The organism is Alicyclobacillus fodiniaquatilis (assembly GCF_042678105.1).
Lineage (GTDB): Bacteria > Bacillota > Bacilli > Alicyclobacillales > Alicyclobacillaceae > Alicyclobacillus > Alicyclobacillus fodiniaquatilis.
Genome location: NZ_JBHUCX010000095.1, coordinates 65,140 through 89,905 on the forward strand (window position 1 = coordinate 65,140; position 24,766 = coordinate 89,905).

Annotated in this window: 27 protein-coding genes; 7 read left to right on the plus strand and 20 right to left on the minus strand. The window is 49.3% G+C overall.

Going from position 1 to position 24,766, the window contains the following annotated elements; translation table 11 throughout:
• Positions 1 to 47: 47 nt before the first annotated feature.
• Positions 48 to 992 (plus strand): 6-bladed beta-propeller, encoded by a 945-nt coding sequence (locus ACFSB2_RS23435; protein ID WP_377945527.1) that lies wholly within the window; start codon positions 48 to 50, stop codon positions 990 to 992.
• Between the two features lie 143 nt (positions 993 to 1,135).
• Here ACFSB2_RS23435 and ACFSB2_RS23440 read toward each other — a convergent pair whose 3' ends face one another.
• Positions 1,136 to 3,568, minus strand: coding sequence for a glycoside hydrolase family 38 N-terminal domain-containing protein (locus ACFSB2_RS23440; RefSeq protein WP_377945528.1), 2,433 nt, complete (start codon positions 3,566 to 3,568; stop codon positions 1,136 to 1,138).
• A 378-nt stretch (positions 3,569 to 3,946) separates the two neighbouring features.
• On the opposite strand from ACFSB2_RS23440, the gene ACFSB2_RS23445 reads away from it, so the two are divergent.
• Positions 3,947 to 4,387: a hypothetical protein gene (locus ACFSB2_RS23445; protein ID WP_377945529.1), complete on the plus strand. Its 441-nt coding sequence runs from the start codon at positions 3,947 to 3,949 to the stop codon at positions 4,385 to 4,387.
• Between the two features lie 31 nt (positions 4,388 to 4,418).
• On the opposite strand, the gene ACFSB2_RS23450 is transcribed toward ACFSB2_RS23445, so the two are convergent.
• Positions 4,419 to 5,081, minus strand: coding sequence for an MgtC/SapB family protein (locus ACFSB2_RS23450; protein ID WP_377945530.1), 663 nt, complete (start codon positions 5,079 to 5,081; stop codon positions 4,419 to 4,421).
• A 324-nt stretch (positions 5,082 to 5,405) separates the two neighbouring features.
• On the opposite strand from ACFSB2_RS23450, the gene ACFSB2_RS23455 reads away from it, so the two are divergent.
• Positions 5,406 to 5,606 (plus strand): hypothetical protein, encoded by a 201-nt coding sequence (locus ACFSB2_RS23455; protein WP_377945531.1) that lies wholly within the window; start codon positions 5,406 to 5,408, stop codon positions 5,604 to 5,606.
• Positions 5,607 to 5,654: 48 nt separating this feature from the next.
• On the opposite strand, the gene ACFSB2_RS23460 is transcribed toward ACFSB2_RS23455, so the two are convergent.
• The 12 genes from ACFSB2_RS23460 to ACFSB2_RS23515 all read right to left on the minus strand — a co-directional run bounded on the left by ACFSB2_RS23460 (position 5,655) and on the right by ACFSB2_RS23515 (position 15,145).
• Positions 5,655 to 6,293 carry a cyclase family protein gene (locus ACFSB2_RS23460; RefSeq protein ID WP_377945532.1) on the minus strand — a complete coding sequence of 213 codons (639 nt, stop codon included), beginning with the start codon at positions 6,291 to 6,293 and terminating at the stop codon, positions 5,655 to 5,657.
• An 80-nt stretch (positions 6,294 to 6,373) separates the two neighbouring features.
• On the minus strand, positions 6,374 to 6,961 hold the full coding sequence (locus tag ACFSB2_RS23465; RefSeq protein ID WP_377945533.1) for a DUF1989 domain-containing protein: 588 nt from the start codon (positions 6,959 to 6,961) through the stop codon (positions 6,374 to 6,376).
• Positions 6,962 to 7,144: 183 nt separating this feature from the next.
• Entirely contained in the window at positions 7,145 to 7,924 is a 780-nt protein-coding gene (locus tag ACFSB2_RS23470) for a YqcI/YcgG family protein (protein ID WP_377945534.1), read from the minus strand.
• A gap of 93 nt (positions 7,925 to 8,017) precedes the next feature.
• Positions 8,018 to 8,632: a LysE family transporter gene (locus ACFSB2_RS23475; RefSeq protein WP_377945557.1), complete on the minus strand. Its 615-nt coding sequence runs from the start codon at positions 8,630 to 8,632 to the stop codon at positions 8,018 to 8,020.
• 169 nt (positions 8,633 to 8,801) lie between these two features.
• Positions 8,802 to 9,428, minus strand: a complete 627-nt coding sequence (locus ACFSB2_RS23480; RefSeq protein ID WP_377945535.1) for a spore coat protein — start codon at positions 9,426 to 9,428, stop codon at positions 8,802 to 8,804.
• 151 nt (positions 9,429 to 9,579) lie between these two features.
• Positions 9,580 to 10,287: an aminoglycoside phosphotransferase family protein gene (locus tag ACFSB2_RS23485; RefSeq protein WP_377945536.1), complete on the minus strand. Its 708-nt coding sequence runs from the start codon at positions 10,285 to 10,287 to the stop codon at positions 9,580 to 9,582.
• 91 nt (positions 10,288 to 10,378) lie between these two features.
• The gene (locus ACFSB2_RS23490; RefSeq protein WP_377945537.1) at positions 10,379 to 10,738 is read right to left on the minus strand and encodes an NUDIX domain-containing protein; all 360 of its coding nucleotides are present in this window, start codon (positions 10,736 to 10,738) and stop codon (positions 10,379 to 10,381) included.
• A gap of 156 nt (positions 10,739 to 10,894) precedes the next feature.
• Positions 10,895 to 11,446 (minus strand): hypothetical protein, encoded by a 552-nt coding sequence (locus tag ACFSB2_RS23495; protein WP_377945538.1) that lies wholly within the window; start codon positions 11,444 to 11,446, stop codon positions 10,895 to 10,897.
• A complete protein-coding gene (locus tag ACFSB2_RS23500) occupies positions 11,443 to 12,018 on the minus strand; it encodes an RNA polymerase sigma factor (protein WP_377945539.1) in 576 nt (191 codons plus the stop codon). Before ACFSB2_RS23500 ends, ACFSB2_RS23495 begins: the two co-directional genes overlap by 4 nt.
• Positions 12,019 to 12,184: 166 nt before the next feature.
• Positions 12,185 to 13,414, minus strand: coding sequence for an MFS transporter (locus ACFSB2_RS23505; RefSeq protein WP_377945540.1), 1,230 nt, complete (start codon positions 13,412 to 13,414; stop codon positions 12,185 to 12,187).
• A 279-nt stretch (positions 13,415 to 13,693) separates the two neighbouring features.
• Positions 13,694 to 14,503: a sugar phosphate isomerase/epimerase family protein gene (locus tag ACFSB2_RS23510; RefSeq protein ID WP_377945541.1), complete on the minus strand. Its 810-nt coding sequence runs from the start codon at positions 14,501 to 14,503 to the stop codon at positions 13,694 to 13,696.
• A 117-nt stretch (positions 14,504 to 14,620) separates the two neighbouring features.
• Entirely contained in the window at positions 14,621 to 15,145 is a 525-nt protein-coding gene (locus tag ACFSB2_RS23515) for a P-loop nucleotide/nucleoside kinase family protein (protein WP_377945542.1), read from the minus strand.
• A 289-nt stretch (positions 15,146 to 15,434) separates the two neighbouring features.
• Between ACFSB2_RS23515 and ACFSB2_RS23520 the strand changes: the two genes are divergently transcribed.
• From ACFSB2_RS23520 to ACFSB2_RS23530, 3 genes are read left to right on the plus strand one after another with little or no spacing between them, the layout of a single operon-like run.
• Positions 15,435 to 16,910, plus strand: coding sequence for an alpha-N-arabinofuranosidase (locus tag ACFSB2_RS23520; protein WP_377945543.1), 1,476 nt, complete (start codon positions 15,435 to 15,437; stop codon positions 16,908 to 16,910).
• Positions 16,911 to 16,920: 10 nt separating this feature from the next.
• A complete protein-coding gene (locus ACFSB2_RS23525) occupies positions 16,921 to 17,211 on the plus strand; it encodes a hypothetical protein (RefSeq protein WP_377945544.1) in 291 nt (96 codons plus the stop codon).
• A gap of 40 nt (positions 17,212 to 17,251) precedes the next feature.
• Positions 17,252 to 18,157: an ArsR/SmtB family transcription factor gene (locus ACFSB2_RS23530; protein WP_377945545.1), complete on the plus strand. Its 906-nt coding sequence runs from the start codon at positions 17,252 to 17,254 to the stop codon at positions 18,155 to 18,157.
• Positions 18,158 to 18,180: 23 nt separating this feature from the next.
• Here ACFSB2_RS23530 and ACFSB2_RS23535 read toward each other — a convergent pair whose 3' ends face one another.
• From ACFSB2_RS23535 to ACFSB2_RS23550, 4 genes are all read right to left on the minus strand, one after another.
• Positions 18,181 to 18,558, minus strand: a complete 378-nt coding sequence (locus ACFSB2_RS23535) for a hypothetical protein (protein ID WP_377945546.1) — start codon at positions 18,556 to 18,558, stop codon at positions 18,181 to 18,183.
• A 17-nt stretch (positions 18,559 to 18,575) separates the two neighbouring features.
• On the minus strand, positions 18,576 to 18,965 hold the full coding sequence (locus ACFSB2_RS23540; RefSeq protein ID WP_377945547.1) for a hypothetical protein: 390 nt from the start codon (positions 18,963 to 18,965) through the stop codon (positions 18,576 to 18,578).
• A 77-nt stretch (positions 18,966 to 19,042) separates the two neighbouring features.
• A complete protein-coding gene (locus ACFSB2_RS23545) occupies positions 19,043 to 20,407 on the minus strand; it encodes a putative bifunctional diguanylate cyclase/phosphodiesterase (RefSeq protein WP_377945548.1) in 1,365 nt (454 codons plus the stop codon).
• A 380-nt stretch (positions 20,408 to 20,787) separates the two neighbouring features.
• The gene (locus tag ACFSB2_RS23550) at positions 20,788 to 21,462 is read right to left on the minus strand and encodes a TetR/AcrR family transcriptional regulator (RefSeq protein WP_377945549.1); all 675 of its coding nucleotides are present in this window, start codon (positions 21,460 to 21,462) and stop codon (positions 20,788 to 20,790) included.
• A gap of 139 nt (positions 21,463 to 21,601) precedes the next feature.
• Between ACFSB2_RS23550 and ACFSB2_RS23555 the strand changes: the two genes are divergently transcribed.
• Entirely contained in the window at positions 21,602 to 22,540 is a 939-nt protein-coding gene (locus ACFSB2_RS23555) for an aldo/keto reductase (protein ID WP_377945550.1), read from the plus strand.
• Positions 22,541 to 23,163: 623 nt separating this feature from the next.
• Here the strand turns inward: ACFSB2_RS23555 and ACFSB2_RS23560 are convergent.
• Entirely contained in the window at positions 23,164 to 23,982 is an 819-nt protein-coding gene (locus ACFSB2_RS23560) for a class I SAM-dependent methyltransferase (RefSeq protein WP_377945551.1), read from the minus strand.
• 132 nt (positions 23,983 to 24,114) lie between these two features.
• Positions 24,115 to 24,766: RNA-guided endonuclease InsQ/TnpB family protein (locus tag ACFSB2_RS23565; protein WP_377945552.1), on the minus strand; the 652-nt coding region annotated here is incomplete at its 5' end.

Here is a 24,766-nt window from a genome sequence, read left to right on the forward strand (position 1 = left end):
AATATGAAAACGCTTAAGCAGTTGGCCAACCACAAGGAGGCAAAAACATGTCCCAAACACTAACCGAGACACTGACCATTGGCAGCGCTTCACACCGATATGACGTGGCGCTGGGCTGGGGAAAGCTCCCCGAAGGAATTTCATACGGTTACACACATGGTGTGTGCGTGGACGCGGATGACAATGTCTACGTACATAACACCAGCAAGGATGCGGTCATCGTCTTTGACAAGGATGGCAGCTTTCTCTCCTCCTGGGGCGAAGCGTTCGAGGGCGGCGCGCACGGGTTTTATCTGCACACGGACAACGATGGGCAACAGTACCTGTATCTGACCGATATCAACCGTGGCTTGATGGTCAAGACGACGTTAAGCGGTGAAGTCCTGCTGGAAGTCGGCGCGCCAAATCGCCCGGATCTGTACGACGCAGAGCGGCGCTATATCCCTACAGATGTCTGCGTGGCGCCCAATGGGGACATTTACGTATCTGACGGATACGGTCAATACTACATTCACCAGTTTGATGCTGCAGGTCAGTACATTCGCAGTTTTGGCGGACGTGGTTCTGAACCTGGCCAGGTCATTGAACCACATGGCATCTCTATCAATTTGCGTGGGGCAGAACCAGAGATTTATGTCGCTGACCGCCGCAATCACCGCATTCAAGTGTTCGACTTAGAGGGACAACACAAGCGCTTTGTGGAGCACAATCTAGACTTGCCCTGCAGCTTCTACTTCTTCGGCGATGAAGTGTACATTCCCGATTTAGACAGCCGTTTGACCATCCTGGACAAAGAAGACAGGTTGATCACGCATCTAGGCGAAGATCAACAGGCCTACAAGCAAGAAGGGTGGCCCAACTTGCCGAAAGCGTACTATCGCCCGGACAAATTCAGTTCACCGCACGGCGTTTGCGTGGACTCGAGCGGGGACGTCTATTTGGTCGAATGGATTTCTGACGGGCGCTTGACCAAATTGATCCGCCAGAAGTAATATCAAGCACATCTCATCTCACAAAACAGACAGCTGCATGACGCATGCACAGGGCGGGGGGAATCCGCTCCCCTGCCCCGGTTGCGCGTTCGCTTGTCACCGTCGCAGGAAAACGCACGGCGCTTTGCAGTTCAATCGAAACTTCAGATCCGATAACAGACCGTTCCTTGATTCAACAGATGACATTGCGCAATGGCCTTGTCCGGCGAATTGACGTCCTGCCCCCAAAAAAGCGAATAGCGAAACTCGTAAAACCCACCCACAGTCGCTTTAAAGTTGGTCTCCCAGAAGTTATTCAGAACCCAGGCATACAACGGCTCATTTGACCGCTCGACGCTGGGTTGGGCGCTCAACCTGCGCTCGCCAAACGTGATGGGGCCCAATTGCACAAGCGGGGAGTCTGGCATGGCGATGGACAGACCCGTTGTCGATCCGACCCAGGCGACGCCCTCTTGCACACTATAAAAATCCGCGCCGGTGCCTGGCAATTGATCGATTTCCGGTCGGATGACAGCGCCTGCTTTCTCAAGCCATAACTGCCCGTCAGCGAGGCGAAAAGGAAGCGATAGATACACATTTTCCGGCGCCCAAACGCTCTCTTTGTGCAGGCGAACGGACACATCCACTTTCGGTTCATCCGCGAAGACGGTCAAGCGCACAACATAATAGGACATGCCTTTGACATTGTAAGTCAGCTCACACGTCAACCAGCGCGGCCCTCGTTCGATTTCCGTGACGCTAACCAAAGCTCCAATATCCCGTTGCACATTCATACCTTTGCGATTTCGTCCCATTTTTCTGCGCACTGAGCCCATCTCGTTTTGACGATCCGCCGGCGTCACCTCATAAATGGGTGAAAATGCGGCATGTACTGCTGCTTCATCGATGAGATCGATGCCCGTTTGCTTGTCCAGCCAGCGGACGATGCCTTTTTCCGCTTCCCAGGCAATCAAGGCATGGGGACTTTCGATGGCGTTTTCGGTCATGCGCAACGCCGGGGCAAAAGCGTGAAAATCACGCACATCTTTCACTCTGTCCAACGCCAGCAATTGCAAGCTGGATGTGGTTTTCTCCTCTTGTACATCTGTTGGGATGATACGAAAAACTTTTTCCTCGCCGGCCTGCAACCGAGTGGAGATGGCCACTTGCGCGCCACGGCTGACACGGCTCAATTGATGCGCATATACCTCGCCCGATGCCTCGTCGCGAACTTCAAATCCCTGCTTGAGCTTCGGCAGTTCCCAATCATCCAAATACATTTTCGCGTCTGCAACGATGTCTGTCGCATGCGGATTGAGGACTTTAAAGCGCAACTCGCGCCCTGGCGCCAGCATCGCTTCTCCTTTTGCTTCCAGAATGGCATCCATTGCCGTGTGAACTAATCGGCTGGCGTTGGCCGCATAAGCTTCCTTCCGCGCACCCAAAGACTGAACCATCGGATTCCACGGTTCTGTCACTGAGTGGGAGTACCCCCAAGTGTGTTCCGCATAAAGCGTCAATTGTTCTTCCATCTCGCGAATGTTCGCTTCAGGAATCACTTCGTGGCGCGGATCTAATTTTGTGACGAGACGAAACTGCCGCTGCGCATCGCGAAACAACTGTGTGTGCGCCGCCGTGGAAGCCGGTCCATCCGACCACCAGTCAGGCCAGTCCCCCCGATATACCGGAATCTCCGCAGATTGACGCTTCAACTTAGCGAAGAAATCGGACAATGTGGTCATCTGAAGGAACACTTCTTCTCCATGCGCCTCGTTCCAGCGATTGACCAATTCCATGATGGCGCCATTTGGTGATGCGTTGTCGGTCAACAGACCGGAAAGCATGACAGGCACGAAATCATAGGGGTACGCTTCTTGCTCCAATTGATGCAAATAGCGCATGATGCGCGTCTCCATCGCTGTCCAGTGATTGTCCGCGATGGACGGCGTGGCCAATTCGTCGTGAATGGTATAGGAGAAAAACGCATTCGGGGCTAGGCCGAGATCGTTGCCGACCATGTAATGTTCACCGTTCCAGACGAGGAGTCGTTGTCCACGCGGCGTTTCCCACCAAAACGGGGTTTGTTTTCGCCCGAGTGGAAACATGCCGTGATGTGTATGAATGCATGAGAACAGATGCTCGATCCCGGCGTCGACTAGACATTGGGCGAAGCCCCAGCTGTAGCCGTTGATATCCGCCGTCATCGCTGAATCCACCGTGACGCCGATGGATTTTGCGTAATCCACCGAACGATTGATCATGCGGGCAAGAAGCGGGGCGTCAATCAACTCGGTCATATTCAGATATGTGCCTGAAAGCGATATGTCGCCGCTTTGCACGAACGCTTGAAATGCGGCTTTTTCCGCTGGTGTCGCCTGCTGCAAAAACCGCTCCACAGCCCAGAACGTCTCGCATGTCCACTTAAAACCAAGCCATTCTTTTTTCGCGCCACGCTTGGCGTCCTGCAAGATCTGCAGTGCCTGACGAATGAAATGGACATGGTAGCGCTCGATTTTTTCTTGCCGCTCCGTGTAGCCAATATCAGTGTGTGAATGGTGAATGATGTCAATGGTCCATTTGCGGGTAGGTTTGACCATAGGTAAAGCTCCTTTTCCGTCTCGAGATGTTGTAAAACATGTTGTTGGCATTTCTATCGTATAAAGTTTTCCGACTGTTTGTCTTTGCAGGAAGAGGCCTATATTTTGTATAAATCGGACATATCAAATATAGCAGCATCAAGATACATCTATCGCTGAACCAGATTGGTTTTTGTGAAAAGGGTTTCCGACGACAATGTACACCCTTCTGTAAAAACTCATTACATGTGGAAGGGCGCATCACCCGCGTGATCGTGTTATGATCATAGTTAGGTTGGACACATTTGCAGCAGTCTACGCAATAGATCAGTCGACTAGGGTTGCCAAACCATGCAAGAATGCAACTCTTTGATGGATAAATTGACGGAGGTAAGAGAAGTGAAAATCAAGGTGGTTTTAATGAGTGTGTTGGCAATGATGGTGCTAGGCGGATGCGGGGACGCACAACAAGCATCTCTGAAGAACACCGACGCCAATACGAAACAAACGACGGCCAAACAATCCGCTGCGGATACGACCATCAATCCACAGGTGTATCTCGTGTGCCACAACATCTATACACAAGTGAAACAAGCTGTCAAAAACAACAAGGAAACGACTTTTGATTCGGAATTGAACGGCATTACAGCCATCGGACAAGCCAGTAAGCCGTCCAGTCCAACCGGTCAGTTGTATGAGGACGCATCCACTGTGGTGGCGCTCGATGACGCCATGAACTCGGAAGGTTCGCCTGCAAGGGCATATGACGACCTGATGCAATCTTTGAACAAAATGAAGGCAGATTTGGACAAGTACAGCCCCCCAACTGTTGCGCAGTAACATGAAGGGGGGAATCGCAGGTGTGCTTTGCTTAATCCACCTTGATGGACAGTACGCCTGTGATTTGTTGTATGGTGACGATGAGCGTTTGTATATCCGCGTCTTTCTTTGCCTCCAGCATGACGGTCAAAGCCACTTCTTGATTCTCTGATGACGTCGATGCATTGTTGATTTGAATTTTCCTTATTTTAAATCCTGATTCATTCAGAGTCGCGAGCACCGGATTGATGTTGAGCGCTCTGATGACAAAGCGTTTGCTCTTGGAGAAAAACCATTTATCTGTCCGATTGAGCAATTCCAAGGCAATCAAGACAAGTATCGTGGCTGCGATCCCGGCCGTGTACATCCCTGCCCCAATCGCCAGGCCGATACCTGCGGTGGCCCACAGCCCTGCCGCTGTCGTCAGTCCCTTGATGGACTGCCGCTGAACGAGGATGGTTCCCGCACCAAGAAAACCGATGCCACTGACCACTTGAGCCGCAATCCGGCTTGGATCCAAGACAACCGTGTACGGATGTAGAATGTCATTAAACCCGTATTTGGAGACCAACATGATCAACGTGCTACCGACAGAAACCACGAAATGCGTTCGCAGTCCAGCCTCTTTATCACGACTTTTCCGCTCCCACCCAATCAAGGCAGCGAGCACCCCTGAAATCACCAGCCTAAGGACAATCTCGAATTCTAAACCCATATATTCCACCTACTTATCTTTATTTAAATAAGTAGTATATCACAAAATTCGACCAATTAGCGCATATATTTGTACCGGTGTCAATCACATACCACCACAATTTGTTTGAAGCGCAACGCGCACAAAACAGGATTGAGTGTATTTGAAGTGCTGTGTTATTGCTTATTTTGGCCATACTGTATAAAGACGCAAAACATCAGACGTCAATGAAAATGAAACTGAAGTCTGTTTAAGCGACGATCGATGTACTATACGCTTGTCAGCCCTAGATACGGCAGCCCACCTCGCTTGAGGTGGAGTCCAAGTAGACAGGTGAGGGAATGAATGTACAATAAAACATTGAGGTTTTTTAGCGGCATTGGGTGGATACTGGTTTTGATCACCTTGATTCTGCATCACGTCGATACGGTGAGGTGGCTTTACATCGTATTGTCCGTTTTCCTGGTGCTTAGCATTGCGTCCACCGTCATGATTCTCATCCGCCGCATGAAACAGCTCGCCACCACAGATGGCGAAGGAGAATGAACGCGGTGAAACCACTGATTCTTTTCCTTTGCCATCTGTGATACGCACTCATGCAAAATCGATTGCAAATGCTCGCGCAAACGCGCCATCACTACCCTGAATTTTGAGTGGCGCTGCAGAAAAAAATATGCGCGCTGTTTGAATTTCATCTAGGTTGACCAGATTCTCGACAATGCCGATTTGATGGGAAAGCAAGATATGGTGAACCGGCGATATGTCGTCGATTTCAACCGGATCCGGCGACATAAAGTCCAGACCCACCGCCTTGATTTCCCGCGCAACTAGTTCATGCGCAAGCGTTTCCGTAAAATATGGGTAATCGGTCAGATAACGCGTATTTCCCCATTGTTTTGAGATGTTGCTGCGGAACAGCACGATATCTCCTTTGCGAACATCCACGCCATCGAGCACACTCGGTTCAAGTTCCATTGAGGCATTTGACGTCACATCCACAATGACGGCGTCGCCGACAAATCTGTCCAAAGGAATGGCTTCCATGGTCTGGCCGCCTGCAATAAAGTGCGCTGGCGCGTCACAGTGTGTCCCAACGTGCACCACAGCATGAAAATCCGTCATCTGAAATCCATGCTCCTCTACCGAGTTCATTCTGGTGAACTGTGCGGCTGGATGCCCTGGATACTGTGGCATGCCTGGTTCGAGTGTCTGCGACAAATCGATAATTTTCATCATTCCACCTACTCTGAAAATAAGGTTAGTATTTTGGTAGCCCGCCATCCACGATGGTCATCTAATATGCGAAGTCTTTTCTAATGTACCTGAACGCGCAAGGGTGTACAAACATAGCCGTTCACGATGCTCTCCTCACAGGGACAAGCCGAAATCCCGACAATGACATCCATTTCCGCGCGCAAATCAATGAAATCACCCGGTTTTGACTTGGGTCGTTTGACAAGCATCTGGCCGTCTGGCAGCAATTCCGTGTTCATGAAAATATTCAATGTGTAATGTTGATCCGGCTTGGACACGCCGAATTGGCCAAAGGCTTCATTCAAATTTTCATAACAACTGCGATGTCCACTTTTCTGATACAGAAATTCGTACATCTCCGCGCGACAAGCAGAATTGAGCAGATCATGGCATTGCACCAAATCGCGCGTGATGGTAAACATCGGCCGATATTTGTTGGAGTAGAGCACATCGTCTTGCCCCACCACGTAAGCGTGAAGGGCGTCCATCGTGACGGATGGATCCAACCGCTCTGAGTGATCCATTCGCTGATATACCGCAAAATCGGCCACCTGCTCACCCTCGACATCAATAATGCGTACAGTCTGGCCTTGTTTCACTGCAATTGCAAGTCCCATTCTTGCAGGGATAAGATATTCATTGACCATGTGAATCCCCCCTAGCCATTCCAGTATGTGAAGGGCTGCACGCGATCATACACTATCAACCGCCCACAACGGTGTTGCGCCTTAGCATGCACATATGTAATGAGGAAGGGGAAAATCAGCGGATCAAAAACGGGATCGAACATAAAATCGTTTCAATATGCGTAATTTCACTTCGCGCGTTATCTAGGCATTTGTGAGATCTTGCGGTGCTTTGGATTGCAACGTGGATGCCCCGTGCAAAAAAGGACACTGAGTCAGCGTCGATTCATCATCGCGCAAAAAATACTGCTGCCATTCATGATTTTCTGTTTGACCGTACAATCCCAGCGCTGGATGGATGGGTGCATCATCATAGGCTTGTAGTCGCTTGCGAATAATTTCTCTCAACTTGCGACCATAAGGGGTCGACGCATTGATGTCCGAGAATACCCAACGGGGCTGGAACGCCATTGTAAAGTATGGAGAATAACGGCTTCTTCGCGCCACATGTCTTGGCGTGGTGCAAAAGACAAAGTAAGGCTCGCCGGCAAAACAAAACTCCCAGGCAAAATGCGCTGGGTCCGCTGCAATGTCTGCTGGCCACGGGTGTACGTCCAGGCGATGCACATCGGACAAGATCGACCAAAACAACTGCTCGAACTGTGCAATATTGTGCTTCGCCGATAAATCTGCTGTGGTTTCGAAAAATACAACCAATGAGGTGTAAGGACCTGCCTCTCTTGCGCATTGCCCATACGTCTGTAAATGTGCGGCGAGGCTTTCCCCCGTATCTGCGCTCCTGGGATCCCCAAGAAAAGCAAACCGCATATTCCCGGCCAAAAAACCCATTCTGCCAGGCACGCACGGATACGTGTTCTCCTTATCTGCAATTCGGTTTGCCAACCAAGTGAATGCTTCGCTTTGCCATTCGGGTAACCGAGATAGGTTTTCTCCAATCCTGTCCTTGGTGAACAGTTGACCCATATATCACCACTCCTAACGTCAAGCATGCTATGACGCGGACAACGGATGGGTGCCTGTCCAGAAGATGAACGATCATGGTGATCCAACCGACAATCAGAATAACGCTTGTTGGGCCTGGAAAGCGAAATAGCCCGCGAATCCAACGAGCGATAATCCTGCTAAAGCGGAAACCGTCTGCAACACGCGACGATTGGCATATTGCTGAAACATGCTGGCCGCCAACGCCATGGCGATATCCCAAATGAGAATACCGACAAAAATGCCGCAACTGTGACCCAAAAAGGCAGCGTTGTCCTCTTGCTCAGCGGCTTTTGACAAAATCGCCCCATAGATGCCAAACCAAAACACAAAATTCATCGGATTGGACACTGCCATGAAGAAACCAGTCAAAAATGATCTCGCACTGGATTCCCCCGCCACAACAGTAGACAGCTTCAATCGCCGCAGATTCAAGAGGGTTTCCAATCCGATATACATCAGAATGACACTGCCAGCTACCCACAAGAGGAGTTTGACGCCTGGTAAGGTGAACAATTTTGCGAGTCCGAAATAAATAAGAAGCATATAAAGTACATCCGCAGTCATGGCCCCTAAGCCCACCATCCAGGCATTCAGGAATCCATATTTCATCCCCTTGTCCAATTGGGCAGCGTTAATTGGGCCAATTGGCGCCGAAAGCGACAGACCGAGAAGAACGTAACTCAGCATTTCACTCAACGGGTTTCTGCTCCTTTGCGTATAGCTACACATTCGCACTTTATTTTTACGCGTGGACAAGGAATGTAGAACAGTTGTACAACAAATGCGACCACAAAGACGCAATCGCTTTGGGCCGCATTTGTTCATGGCTTCGCCACATGAATTCACGCATGGCTGTCTATTGCAACATGGATTTAGGTTGCGGCATTTGCGGTTTGCCCGTGACGGTGGTGAACGATGTCAACATCTGTGTCATGTCTTGCTGTGTCAACTGGGGTACTTGATAATATCGATGTTTGTTTTGGTAAAGGAAAATTTCATACGCCATCTCAATGTAACAGGGAACACTTTGCGCCATCAGACGGCGCAAGGTGGGATTGGTCACTTCAACGGCAGACATGGTCAAAAGCGATCCACTGGATTTGATCAACCCCAACATGTGGCCGGATATCCCCTTATCCTTGATGTCCGCAAGGGAAAGGTTCGGTTTTTTAGGCTCTGTGGGGCCTAGACCATAAACGACTGGCTGCGTCTGTTTGATTTGATATGGCACATACGGTTGCGTTGGCGGTTGTCCTGTCGAGAAGGCCTCCACCATTCTGTTGTATCCGTCCAAGACATGTTGATATTGTCTGTCGAGAATATCCAGCAACTCCTGGTCTTGGACATACTGGCGAAACATCATGTACTGATCCAGCACATTGACCGTACCGGCCAGTACCTCTGACATATCAAACATCTCGTGTCCACCGTGATCGAAAGAGACATTCGTCGGTGCATTGTTCATTGGCTGTGGCATTTCCATGCTTACCCCTCCTGCAATGGGTGACATTTGATGATTATACGGTTTGTCACGCGCATCCGTTTCATACGGAATATTTTGCAGATTTATTTGGTTTGCAAGGAAAGACGAGATCGACAATGAGTCATGCTGCTTGTACAATACGTGGGCTGGATTAGCTTAAAGACGCGATGCACGCTTTTACAAAAGACAATGTGCGCTGATAACCACTCTCGTTGTGAGCGAAATATCCCAAAAAGATCATCGCATGAACCAACGCGTAAACATCGACGATTTTCCTCTGTTCATCCGTCAATTCCCAAGCGTGTGCCAGCGCTTCTATATAGAACATCCTTGATTCAAGCCCATCGGCTACAATTGCAGTTTTTGTGAGAGAAATCATATAGAGGGGATCTCCGTAGCAAACACAATCCAAATCGACGACGCCTTGCAAAATCCCACTTTGCAGGATGACATTTTTGGTCGTGACATCATCCAAAAAACAGATTGGACGAACATCGTCAAAGTAAGGTCTCAAACACGCCATTTTTTGTTCGATCCGCCCGATTTCAATTGCGCTAAGTACACCTTGGACATTGCGTAATCCATTGTGAACATCGCGATGGATGATCTCTGTCCATCGATTGAACTCGCCTTTGTCGTGGATTGGAACCCAACCATATCCCATTCCGAGCGGCAATTGCGCCACTATTTGCTGAAAAGAGACGATTGACTCAGCCAGCGTCGTCATTTGGCTCTGCGTCATATCCTTCAGTTCAAAATGCAAATCACGCCCCGGGATCTTCTTTAAGATCATATAATGAAAAGGATATCGTGCGCCCGTCAAATCCTCTGTGATCACTTGCGGAACAGGGATACCCAATATCCATATCCGTCGCCCTTCTCCTCCTTACATACCGATGTCCACATCTTCATAGCACTTTTCAACACATTGATGTCGCGCAGTCTCCCCTTTACAGATTTGGCAGCTTCATCAGCTCAAAAGCCTGTTCTGTACACACCCACCGGATTTCCTGTGTTTCATGGTCATAATCTGCCTTTTTAGCTATCGGCTTCATCAAATAATACTTTGTGATGCATGTGTCAGATGCGAATTCACCAGGCACTTTGCCAATGATTTCGCATGTATAGCCTGTCTCTTCTCTTACTTCTCGCAACGCAGTTTCTTCTGGCGAAGCATCACTTAGCTCCGCCCCGCCCTTGGCAAAAGTCCAAACGTACCCGCCCCAGAACCCAGCCGGGCTTCTCATTAACACTTCGCCGCGCGCGTTGAAAACAATGCCGCCATAAGCGTATTCGTCTTGCCAGGACATCTGAAATCACCTCCGTTTGCGGTCGTTTAATTGCAGTTCGACGAATGGGCCACAAACATGAGCAACTAGTCGCGATGTACACGGATGTTCACTATCCTTTAAACATTTGCGCATTCCGGCCGATGTACTGTCATCAGCCGGAATGCGCAGAAAAAATCATCCCTCTTCGACTGGGGACAAATACGACCGGTACTTCTCTTCCAAATTGACAACCGTCTTGATGTCGGCTTTGATTGCCCCATGGTACACAATGTCGCTTTCCTCGCTTTGCTCAACAGTGCCTTTGACAGAGCCGTGCCAGAGCAGGCGAGCGTCGCCTAGTAATACTAGCGTTCCCTTCACTGACCCATGCAAAGAAAAATCAACTCCTGGATGGACAAACACAAGACCTTTAAACGAACCCGATAGTTTGGTTGGCCGTGTGATATGCCAAACGTTTACGCCTTCCTCTTCCTGCTCTTGATGGCGCGCAACGCGCAACAGTTGGTCACAGAACAACGAAAGTTCCGATGCTGAAACATGCGCTGCGTCTAATTCAGGAATCTGATTCCAGACGGAGTTGTCAGGTTCTTGTTGTGCAATCGACTGACGCACCTCGTTGAATTGCTGAACCGCTCGTTTCAAAGCATCTTCCCGCAGTCCAGTCACGGACACCTCTTCGGCAAAACGGCCAATGCTTTCGAGCAACGTCACTGTATAGTCGGTCATTTTGTTTTGTCCTCCTTTGTCCTTCCTTGTTCAAACTGATATTCAAGCATCTGTAAGCGACAGAGTTCCAACCCGCGATGAATCCGCCACTTCACCGTCGACACCGGCAAGCCAAGCAACTTTGCGATATCCGGCACAGGCAGTTCTTGCACATAATGCAAATCAAGTACTTCTCGGTTTAATTTCGGCAAGTGTGAAAAGGCTCGTTCGAGATCGATACGCAGCGTCACTTGGTCTATCAGGTTCATGAAAGGTCGGTCAACATTGTACTCAGCCAAGATGTCCATCAAGTCGTCACCAGGACGCGCGACCAGACCATCGGCATAATTTTGTTTCAACCGCTCCTTGCATTGGTTGCGCGCAATCTGCGCGAGCCAAGGGCCGAGCTTCTGTTCGTCGCGCAGCGTATGCCGGTAGTGGTATGCCCGCTGGTATGTGTCCTGCATCACGTCATCTGTGTACTCTTTGCCGACCAACCGTGAGACAATTTTTCTGAGTCCCTCGCCAAACTCTGATTGAATCATCGGAAACGCGTCCGCATCTCCGCTTTTCCATCGCCTCACCAGCGACATCAGATACGCCTTGTCAATTGGGTTTCCCTCCCCCTTTTTGGGCTTCACTTTATTTGACTGGGCATCAGCGCAAAGTGATAGTTAAAAATCAAATTCGTGATTGATTCAGTGAGAACAGGTACAGCCGCAGATGACAAAACTTATTCGACAGCCAACCTTCATTTCCTTAAATCCCCTTCACCGCTTTGCGCTTACGCCCAAACTGCGCCAACCAAAACACGCCGCAGAGCATGGACATCGCGCCAATCGCCATGCCAACGACAGGAATGCCAAATGTCGCAAACGCTAACCCCATCATCGAATAGGACAACTGCATGACCCCGCCATAAGTAGAATAATAAAGTGAAAATACCCGTCCTCGAATCTCCGGTTGCGTATTGATTTGCAGCAGATAAATGTCCAATGGGATGATGATACCGGAACTCATGCGCATCAACAGCAACATACAAGCCCCCCAAGTAAAATGGGTAAACTGCGTCAAGGCGACGAAAAAAAGCGTTTGTAAGAGATACGCCACGCCATACCAAATCACTGCTCGCCCATTGTTGTTCCCGACAAATATTTGCACTGCCAACGCCCCAAGCGTTACACCAACGCCATCCACCACATACAATAATCCAATGCCTAACCCACCCATGTGATAGACTTGTTGCCCAAGTAGGGGGATGACGATGTCATATCCCCCACCAACTACACCCCAACTGATCGCGATCACAATGATGGCGCGGGCGACTCGATTATGGAGCACTTCTTGAAAGCCTGTTCGAAGCGATTGAATATACCGCTTTGCATCTTGCCCGTTTCCAGGAAGTTCAGCCCAATGACTTCGGGCTATATACCAGCCCGACCACAAATACGACAGCGCATTGATAACAAAACATCCAACTGGTCCAACGGTTGTTGCAACCATTCCGCCACAAGCCGCGCCGACCATTTGCATGAATCCCCCTGTCTGCGACTCCAACGTATTCGCTGTCGTCAACTGGGCTTCGGAAACAACTAGGGGAATGACCGCGCTGTGAACTGGACTAAATAGGGCACCCGCCATCCCTAACAGGATCGAAGAAATATACAGTATCCAAGCCGCATGTAGCAGACTAGACAAAGATAGAGTGAGCGCCAATACAGCGCGAATCACGTCTGTCAAAAATAACAATGGTTTTTTTGGCAATCTGTCAATGAAAGGACCTGCCAACGGTCCGAGGACGACAGAAGGCAATGACCTGCAAAGCAGGACAAATCCCATCGCCGCAGGCGAATGCGTGAGTGTGAGTGTAACTTGTGCCACAGCAACCTCGTTGAACCAGTTGCCAAATTGACTGCCAACTGCGGCCAGCCACAAAAATCGATAATTGCGATTGCGAAGAAGCAATCGCATTCCCCATGATTTAGACATTTACATAACCCTTTCCGAGCAAATAAAAAGACCGCAGCCAAAGTGTTTATCAGCTACGGTCGGGGAATATCACCGTCGGTCCGTTCGGTTATGCCCTGTCGTTATATCTTACATCGAAAAATGGGCATACCTGTCCCCTGATCTCTTGCATCGAGCAAAAATTTCACGTACAAGATACACAAAGCCATGTACGCCCACCTCCTTTTGTACCCTAATGAAAACATTAAACCTGAACTTTTTTGTGATCCAAGCCTATGCAGGACACCTTAAAATGCTAGATTAATCCGCGAGATACTGCCGAAGCACCTCAATGTGTTTCGGCAGCGCTGTACTTGCTGCCTCGATTTCCGGATGCCATTTTTTCTCCCATTCCACGCATAGATATCTGTCATATCCTTCGTCAATTAGTTTTTTGACGATGGCTTTCACCGGCACTTCCCCTTCGCCAAACACCACCAAATCCCATCCATCACCATGCTTGCGCGCATCCTTTAGGTGAACGTGTTGAAGTCCCGCCCGCAAGTTGTCGTATGTATCCTCCATCGACTCACCCATGCGGTACGGGTGATGAATGTCCCAAATGGCGCCAATTGCCTTACTCTCAACCTGCTTCAATACATCCCGCACCATCCAAGAGTGTGAGAATTCATCGTGTGTCTCCAGCAACACCGAGACACCTAGCTCCTCTGCACGCTCAGCCACACGGTTCAAGGATTCAGCCACCCAGCGGATGGCATCGCCCGCTTCAGCACCGCCTGCTGTCGCGCCACCGCCGAAAGTGCGCACCATGGGGACTTCCATCTGGGCCGCAAGCTCAATAAATCGAAATAGATCTTCTTCATTCTGTTCACGCTCGTCAGCATCCGCAGTCGCAAAGCGCGTGGAAGCCCCCAAACCAACAATTTCGATTTCATGCGCCCTGGCCAGACGGACAATGCTGTTGCGTGTCGACTCGTCGAGAACAGACGGAATCACTTCGCCGTCGAGCAATCGAATCTCAACGCCGTCATAACCAAACTTTTGCGCATTGGAGAATACCTCCTCCATCGACCACTCTGGGCTCGCCAAATTTGAATAAGCGATTTTCATGTGAGCACCTCCAATTTTGTAGATAGACCGCCATGCGTGATGTGTCCCGCACCAGCAGAATCATGAAAATACCAGTCAATCAAAGCATCGCAGATGGCGCAACATCAGCCTGTTTTTTCAATTGTGCAGATAAAGCAGCACATCACCGATATATTCGTCGATGGGTTGTGAAGTATCCACCCGTAAACATTCCACGTCATCCGGCTTTTTGCTGCGATTAAGCACTTCTTTGAACCGTTCTTGAGGCAAGTCAATAGAATGAATCTGACTTACCATTCGTTGGCGGCTCGTCAGTCGCTTGTTCACCTCGTGGACGTTCTCCAAAACACATTCCACATACTTGTATTTTGCTGTATGTTTTTTCGCCAACGCTGTCCCTTTGTCCACCAGTTCATCATAAAGACATGGGCTGTCGTGCACGACATGGTGCCCTTGCGACAAGTGAAAATCAATCAAGGACCATTCGACACTGTAAGCAATGCCGCCGACGCGATTGGGATCCATGTCGCTGTCCAATGACGCCAGCAACGCCGTTTTCACAACATCGTGATCGATCACGACCGCATTCGTGGACTGGGCAATCCATTTGGCAAGCGTCGATTTTCCCGAACCAGGAAACCCCGACATTTGCAAAAGAAACATACCAGCATCTCCTTTGATAGATTACATAAGGATTGCTCCACCTGCGAACAGATAGGGTGGGTAAAGCGCTTACTTATGCCAGTCTGAAATGTTCTTTCCCTGCACATTTTCGGAAATCAGCTCATCATATGACTACTTTATCACAACCCGCCTATACATCCTATGATGTCCTCATCATCTTGTTGACCTCCTATCGCCTATCGGATTAATATTATAATATACTAGTAAACATATATATTACTTCTATGACATCGAATCACACACGAACTTAAAAAGGAGTCATGTAGACATGGCAAAGCTGATCGTTCACGCTGATCTTCCGAAAAACACCATCGATCCAAACATTTACGGCCACTTTTCTGAACATTTGGGACGTTGCATCTACGAAGGCATCTGGGTCGGGAAAGATTCCCCCATTCCGAATACCGATGGGATGCGAAACGATGTCATCGCTGCGTTGCGAAAACTGCAAATCCCCGTTCTCCGCTGGCCGGGTGGTTGTTTTGCGGACGAATATCACTGGAAGGACGGCGTTGGTCCCGCCGAACAGCGCAAGCGGATGATCAACACGCACTGGGGCGGTGTCGTGGAGAACAATCACTTCGGCACACACGAGTTCATGCGCTTCTGTGAGCTGATTGGCGCGCAACCCTATGTTTGCGGCAATGTCGGCAGCGGCACCGTCGCTGAAATGTCAGAATGGGTGGAGTACATGACGTTTGACGGCGAGTCGCCGATGGCCAATTGGCGGCAAGAAAATGGCAGACAGGCGCCCTGGCAGCTCTCCTATTTTGGCGTTGGCAATGAAAACTGGGGATGCGGCGGCAATATGCGCCCGGAATATTACGCCGACCTGTATCGTCGCTATGCGTGCTACGTCCGCAATTATGGCGACAACCGTATATTCAAAATCGCATGTGGTCCGAATGTCGACGACTACCATTGGACGGAAGTGCTGATGGCGCAAGCTGGGCGCTTCATGGACGGCTTGAGTCTGCATTACTACACCATTCCAACCGGAAACTGGGGAAACAAGGGCTCGGCAACCGACTTCGACGAAAAACTGTGGTTCCAAACGCTGCAGAAAACCTTGTACATGGAGGAATTGATTCAGCGCCACGACACCATCATGACGCAGTTCGATCCCGACAAGCGCATCGCTCTCATCGTCGATGAATGGGGCACATGGTACGATGTCGAACCAGGCACCAATCCAGGCTTCCTGTACCAGCAGAACACGTTGCGAGATGCGCTCGTCGCGGGCATCAATCTGAATATCTTCCACAATCACGCCGACCGTGTCCGCATGGCCAACATCGCCCAACTGGTCAACGTGCTGCAGTCGGTGATTCTAACTGAAGGCGCCGAGATGATTCTGACACCGACTTATCACGTATTCGACATGTACAAAATCCACCAGGGCGCAAATTTGGTGCAAACAGACGTCTTAGGCGCCACCTATGACATGGATGGCCAGCAAATTGATCAAGTGAGCGCTTCCGCGTCAGTGAATGCAAGTCATCTGAATATATCGCTTTGCAACCTACATCATGCGGAGTCAGTGGAAATGGTTTGCGACATCCGCGGCCGACATTTTGCGGAGATTTCCGGCACAATTCTCACAGCTGGCAAGATGCAGGCGCACAACACATTTGAAGAGCCGGAAACAGTAAAGCCAAGCGCGTTCGTCAACTACCGGGTGGAAAGCGGTCAACTCATCGCCACTTTGCCAGCGAAATCTGTGGTCGTACTCCGCTTGGTTTGAGGCTACAGTGATGACAAATATGGCACAGCGGAACATCCACAACCCGGTTGTACCAAATTGCAGGGGCTGCACTGCCTCTGCGCACGTCTCTGCGGAGGCCATCGCGCGAATGGCGGATCAAACAGCGGCGCTACCAGACCTAATCACGGCGGTGGAGGACTATACCGAACGAATGAAAGCTTGCCAAACCTGCGAATCCTTACAATTCGGCACCACTTGTCGCTGGTGCGGCTGCCTCGTGGCCATCAAGGCAAAACGGGCGGCCGCTCGCTGCCCGCACCCACAAGGCAGCCGGTGGTGATGTATACTGAAGCAAGCACCTGTTTTTGGAGGATGAACCCATGATGAAAGCTTCGACCGACTTGGAATGGCTGCCTTTGTTTGAGGCGCTGGCGAGTGATGTCCGACTGCGTATCATCCAGTTGCTCGCAGAAAAACCGATGAACAACAAAGACCTTGCGGAAAGCTTGGGTGTCAGCAGCGCCATCGTTTCCATGCATGTGCGTAAACTGCAGCGGGCCAACCTCATCGCATCGCAGTTGATCCGCCGCGACGGCGGCACACACAAGCTCAATTCCCTGGCGGTCGAGGCCATTCAAATCACGCTGCCATCCACCGCGCCACAAACTCGGACTTTTCGTGAAGTCTCCATTCCCATCGGTCACTTTACGCAAGTTGAAGCGTATCCCACCTGTGGTCTGGCCACGACTGATCATGTGATTGGCCAATTTGACGACCCACGCTATTTTTTCCACCCAGACCGCATGAACGCCGCCATCCTCTGGTTCGGCCGTGGAGAGATAGAATATCGCGTGCCGAATTACACGCTTCCCTCCGAAGCGGTGCGCGAAATCGAGATATCGCTGGAAATCGGCTCAGAAGCGCCCGGGGTCAACCGCCACTGGCCATCGGATATCCGCTTCTATCTGAACGGGGTCGATCTCGGTTACTGGACCAGTCCTGGCGATTCTGGCGATGGTCGCGGTGTATACACGCCTGAATGGTGGAGTACGCATGTCAATCAATACGGCTTCCTGAAAGTGCTCCGAGTCACACAGGACGGCACGTTCATCGATGGGGAGCGCATCTCGGCCGTTCGGCTGGCGGATCTACCGATGGATCGCAACCAATGGACGTTCCGGATGGCTGTGCTGGAAGATGCAAATCACGTTGGCGGCTTGACTTTATACGGAACTGGCTTTGGCAACTACAAACAGGATATCCTGTTTAGGACCTATGAGGCGTAAGGGAAAATCGCACCTGCGCCACCTCACGCTTGGATGGCTTGTTTGGCGGTATGCATCAAGCCCATCAATTGCTCGGCGCCTTGTTCCGCCCACTCCCTCGTTTGCTGATCGCGCTTGTTCTTTGCCAACTCGGACAGCCATCCTTCAAATTCATAGCATTTTCGATACACCCTGACACAATGATAGCTTATGGCAAAGTCATGCCATTCGATGCGTTCATCCGCTTCTCGATTCCACCCTGTCAGAAACGCACGCAACGCACGATCAGCCAATGCGTCCATCGGCAAAGATTCCCACGGCTCACCGAGGACATCCATCACGAAAACCATCGGACATAATCGACTATATTCAAAGTCGAGAAAACAGTAGTGATCTTTATCTTCGCAGATAACATTATGCATAGAAATATCACCGGGATCTAAGGTAATGGGCATGCGGGCAATTTGCTCCGCCAACTGGCTACCGAAACCAGTGCTGATGTCCCTAAAAGCATCGCATAGTTTTGCCCACCGATTGCCCTGACAGTACATTCCATCTGATTCGCCAGCGCTGCCATCTCCCACAGGCGGTTTTCTATCGTGTTCTTTGTGACGACATCACACATGAAGGTGTGAAACTTTTCTTCCAGAAAGATTTGATTGGGTCGATATGTAGATTCCCCACGAAGCAATTTGACAGCGCTTTCTCCCCATTTAGCCGAACACTCACCCAACTGGTGAAACACAGCTTCTGTCACTGCTTCATCTGTAAAATCGGGATGCTCCCCTTCGACCAACTCAAGCACCAGAACATGTAGACCACTTACCAATGAACCATGCCCTAGTGTAATAACGATTGTTCACCCACTGTAATTCTCCTTTTATCAATAGAGAGACAACAAACCATTCACAGCGAAAAAAAAGACAACAAATTTCCAGCATAAAAATGAGCGTTCGGAACATTCCCAGACTTCAATTCCATTGCCAACTGATTCAACAATGGGACGAACTTATTCCGTTTCAACTCATCTAACGAAAACTTCACACTATATTGAAACAAACCATTTTCTACTTCCTTGGACCAGACAACAAATCCCTCCAATTCAATCACGATGTTAAACAGATTCATTTTAAAAAGCAGAACAAGACCCTGGTTGGTTGGAAAACGCAAATTAGAAACAAACCGCAGTCCCCCAGGGCCAACCTCCAAGACCAATACCTCGCTTAATCCCGACGACAACGGTCGCGCATTCATAGCGATGACTGTCACCGATGCAATGATGGGATTCGGCAGGGCTGCACGAACGTATTTGTGCTCAGCTGGGAGCGTTTCCGCGTCTTCCCCACTTGTCTCATTCATGATTGCCAATGCCTGTGCACCAAGCCCTACAAATCGCAAAAACTGGTCATCTGGCAACGGTTTGCTGTAGAAAAAACCTTGAACCTCGTCGCACTTCTCCTGCTTGAGAAAATCTAATTGTGCTTGTGTCTCAACGCCTTCCGCCACAACCGTCAGCATCAAACTATGCGCCAGCCAGATGACCGAACGCACAATTTGCGTAGATGTCCGTTTCGAAGGGATATGCATCACAAATGACCTGTCCAACTTGATTCCGTCTAACTCAAAGTGCTGCAGCGAACTCAACGTGGAGTATCCTGTGCCAAAGTCATCAAAGAATATGGCGATGCCTAAAGTGCGCAACCGTTGGATCGACTGGACAATAAAAGGTTCATTTGGGAGAAGGCTCGTCTCTGTAATCTCTAATTCCAGTCGCTTAGCCACTACTTGAAATTTGCGTAAGACCGCTTCCACTGACTCGACAAAATCGTGCATGAAAAGCTGTCTGGCGGAAATATTTACCGAGATCTTGATATCCGGCAAGCCGATGGCCGACCATTGTGTCAATTTTCTGCAGACCGTTTCCAATACCCAATTTCCTAGTGGAACAATAAGCCCTGTTTCTTCAGCAATATGAATGAATTCACCAGGTGAGATTTGCCCCCAAGAGGCATGCTGCCAACGAATCAACGCTTCCGCAGCGACGACCTGTCCGGAGATTACATCAATGCGCGGCTGATAATACAATACAAATTCTTCATTTTGTATCGCTTTACGGAGGTCAGTTGTTATCGAGTCCCCTTTGTAGGCCCCAACAGCACCTGTTGAGTGACACGCCAACGGCAAAGATACGTTCTCCTCATCCGCCACTGTGTCCGTGAACAGATTCTTGTCATTTGTGGGTTTCCTCGTCTTTCCTGCATTGGGCCTCACAACAACACTGCCTCCAAGCTCCAAAAATCGACAAAATCAAAACGATGCCCCTCATACTGGAACGATTCCAGTGATGTAGCTTGCTGGTATATTTGCACGAGTCTATGCAAAGCCACGAGGCCTCCGTAAAGAAATTCCCGCTTAGCCATGTTTGGAGGGGTAGAACACAATGAATTCAACCAGGCTCATAAAGCGCTCAAGTATAGCAAAACTGTGTATGTATGAGATACATTCCGTATCAAGAGAGGCAATGAATATAAAGCGATCCGTCAATGACGATATTGACATTCGGGCATTCAGGTTGAGTTTTGGACCACAACTTGCGTCTCCGAGTGCAAATCCTCCTGTTAGCTCGCCAGTCGTGTGATGATATGCCCAACTCAATCCCCAGCTTTCGACGCCTTATTTTCGAGGTTCATTCCTGAGTGGTCAGTCAATAAATTCATCAACATTTGTAGAACGAAATCAGGTTGCACATGCTGTGGCGGTTCTGTAATTGCATGTTGAATGCGCAAACCATCTCGCAGAACCTCCAGTATCATTGCTGCTTGATGAACATTCACGAATTGTGGTATGGCGCCTGACTGCTGACCGAACTGTATCCACTGCACAGACAAGCGATGTCGAAACTGATACAGATCCGAGAGGATTTTCTGTACTTTAGGCTTGTCCATTTGACTTACCAAATACAGATAAATCTCGTTTACAACACGTCCATGCACGTCTTTTCCGGCCATGCGTTTGGACAGGATTTCGAACGGTCGAACCGAAGCGTGTTTCTGCAAGGCAGCATTGACCGCCTCTTCGAATTGGCGATTGGTCTCCTCAAAACTCTCTTTTAACACGAGACCCAACAGTTCGTCCTTGCCTGAAACGTAATGATAGATACCACCTTTAGAAATGCCGCTTCGGTCAATGATATCCTGTAGTGTTGTGCTGCGACAGCCTTTCTCTAGCACCAGTTGCTGCGTTGTATGTATCAAATGTTCGAATGTCGATGGCTGAGAAGTATTTACGTTCGGTACACCTCCATAGAACCGTCGATCCCAACGCAATATACAACACCGACTGTCGGTCTGTCAATCAACAATCTGGCACTTTTTGTGCGCAATAAACGCAATTGTAAAGTATAATGAATTGATAGAATTGTATAATAAAAATGCCGTGATCGACAAATGCAAGGAGTGATAGATGATGAAGTACACACAACTCAAAAACAGTCATCTCCAGGTTTCGGAACTCACCTTTGGCTGTTGGGAACTTGGTGGCGGCCAATGGGAAAAGGAGAGCGACGAGACCAATATCAGAGCCATTCAAACGGCTTTTGAAATGGGCATCACCTCATTTGACACTGCTGAAGGCTACGGACAGGGGCACTCGGAAGAGATTGTCGGCATCGCATTGGAAGGCAAGCGCAAGGAGGCGGTCATCGCAACGAAGGTTTCGCCGAACCACCTGCGCCCTGATGATATCCGCAGGTCTGTCGAACAGAGCTTGAAGCGCCTTCGCACCGACTACATAGATATCTACTATATCCACTGGCCGAACAACGACATCCCCCTTGTCGACACCATGAACGAATTCCGTCGGTTGCGGGAAGAAAACATCATCAAAGCGGTCGCTGCCTCCAACTTCTCACGCGAACAACTCGAAGAAGCGATGTCTGTGACGTACGTGGATGCGATACAACCCGAGTACAGTCTCCTGCAACGCGCCATCGAAAAAGATGTTCTGCCGTATTGCATCGAGCATTCCATTGGCGTGCTCACCTACAGTTCTGTCGCCAAAGGCATTCTCACGGGGGTTTACCATCTTGGCGACAAGAAGAAGATCGATGAACATGATTTCCGCCACCAACGGCGACTGTTTTATCCCGAACATATGGAACACGAAACCGAATTGGTGTTGCTCCTCAAGCGCATTGCCGACGAGCACAATGTCACATGTTCCGAAATCGCGATTGCTTGGCTCCTGCACCAACAAGGCGTGACATCCGCCATTGTAGGCACTCAGAATATCGAGCATCTGAAAGCAAACGCCCGCGCGGTTGACATTGCGCTCACAGATGACGAACTGAACCAGCTTGATGCAGCCAGCCGAAAAGCACTGACTTCCATCGATGGAAGTTTTTGATTCACCGAGTAAAGATCAGTGTTCCTCATCAGGAATCACATTGATGAGGAACACTGTAATTTTTCCAACCACAAGAAAGATTTTTTTACACAATACGTATTACATTCCATATACCGAATACCCCTCTGATGCATAGTAGGCAATCATACCTATACAACCAAGCGCTATACTGCATATACAGTTAGAATCACATTGTATGGTATGGAGGGAGCGAACTTGAGCAAAAGCAATGATTTTTTTTACAAGAATTTCATTGTGAGCCTACTCACTTTCCTCCTGCTCGAAGCATTTCTTCCTGAATCATTCAGAAATGTTAGACATTTTTATTTGGTGGTGCAGTTAGTTGTATTATTTTATCTTTCTATAGAAAACGCGGAGGAAGTGACGACCTCGGCATCATCACACGTACTGATGACTTTCGTTTCTTTAACAATTGCGTACATATATCTGAGTCCATCCACACCATAAAACGGCTCTTCCCTTTACGGTCTGTCATCGAAGCGTTCAATGTTCTCTTCTTTGCTCTAGCGTTTCCCGTCTCCCCGTCCCCACAAGAACGTTTCAGAGCCAGTTTGGCACAGTGATGGCGTTATTCCAATAACGCGCCCAGTCACGTCTCACCCTCAAATGACCCTGGCCGTGACCATGTAGTGATAGTTAATGACGCTTAGTCCTTTTGTCGTTGCGTTCTTATCAAAGATATCTTCCACTCCACTTAAACATGTCTCCCAAACATATTTCTTCACAGATTTGCTTTGCCCGAAACATTTTTTGATAAGGACATCCTCCGGCGTCGAAAGATATTCGATTTCTTCGATTCCCTGGACATCAATCTCGGACAATCCCTGATTCTGATGGTCTTCATACGTTTGTTTGATGCCCGCTTCAAGTGGATTCCCACTAACTGATGGTTGGTACAGTCCATTGAACAATGTCCGTAGTCCTCCGTCACTCCCACCATGGTATAGACCAAGCGCAAATCCGCCGGGTTTGATGACACGATTGCCTTCTCCAGCCCCGCCGAACATCCACGGTCCTTTTTTGGTGTAAATCAAATCAAACTCATTGTCTGGAAAGGGCAACCCGTTATCGACATCAACTGTTACAAACCGAGCATTCTCTGATGTATTTATTCGATTGGCCGTGGCAATAAAACTTTCGCGCTTGTCAATGCCGACAACTTCTTTTGCCTTTGTCACGAATTGAAGTGTGAATTCACCATGCCCACATCCAACATCCAGTACACGGGAGTCTGTTGTTAAAAGAGAAGCGATTTTCTCTTTGAATAAGCTTTCTGCGGTTGGTTCATCAAATTGGGACTTCCATGGATATTTGTACTCATCAGTCTCGGAAGCGAGTCGTGCATACCACTTCTCGCTATGAGGTTGAATCCAATCGGGATGTCGAGATGGATCCGGAAATAACGCAGTGGACTCGGACATACTGTTATACCTCCATATGCCAGGATATTGGTGACCACTCCCCATGCCTAAAGGCAGGGGCTTCTCAGAACACGCATGGCGCAACCCGCCTACGTTATGTCCTGAAGGCTCAGTCCAAGCCAACCAGTAACGCTATATTGCACGCTTCAAAATGTTTTTTGCGGCGTTGATATCTCTGTCCTGAACGTATCCGCAGTGTTCGCAATGATGGGTACGTTCAGAGAGCTTCTTCGGTACCATTTCACCGCAGTTTGAGCAAAGTTGACTTGTGTTCTTGGGCTCAACCAGCACTACACCACGACCAGCTTCTTCCGCTTTGTACGCGGTGAATGTGACGAGTTGATTCCATGACGCATCAACGATGCTCTTTGCCAAGTGGTGATTCTTGACCATGCCCTGCGTGTTCAAGTTCTCGAATGCGATCAGACCATACTTGTTCACCAATTTCCTAGACACTTTGTGCGCATAATCCTTGCGTTGATTCGCAATGTATTCATGTAGCTTCGAGAGTTCTTGTACCGCCTTTCGGCGGCGATGAGAACCTTTCTTGCGTCTGGAAACCACACGTTGCTTGCGTCTCATCTTTCCCTCTGATTCGCGCAGAAACTTCGGATGGTCGTAAAATTCACCATCCGAGGTGATGGCCAAATGCTTGACACCAAGGTCAACGCCCACCGACTTAGAACAGCTAGGTAGCTGCACGGATTCCACTTCACACGACAGGCAAGCGTAGTACTTTCCGTTCTTCACGATGATGGTGCAAGTTTTGACCTTTCCTTGCGGT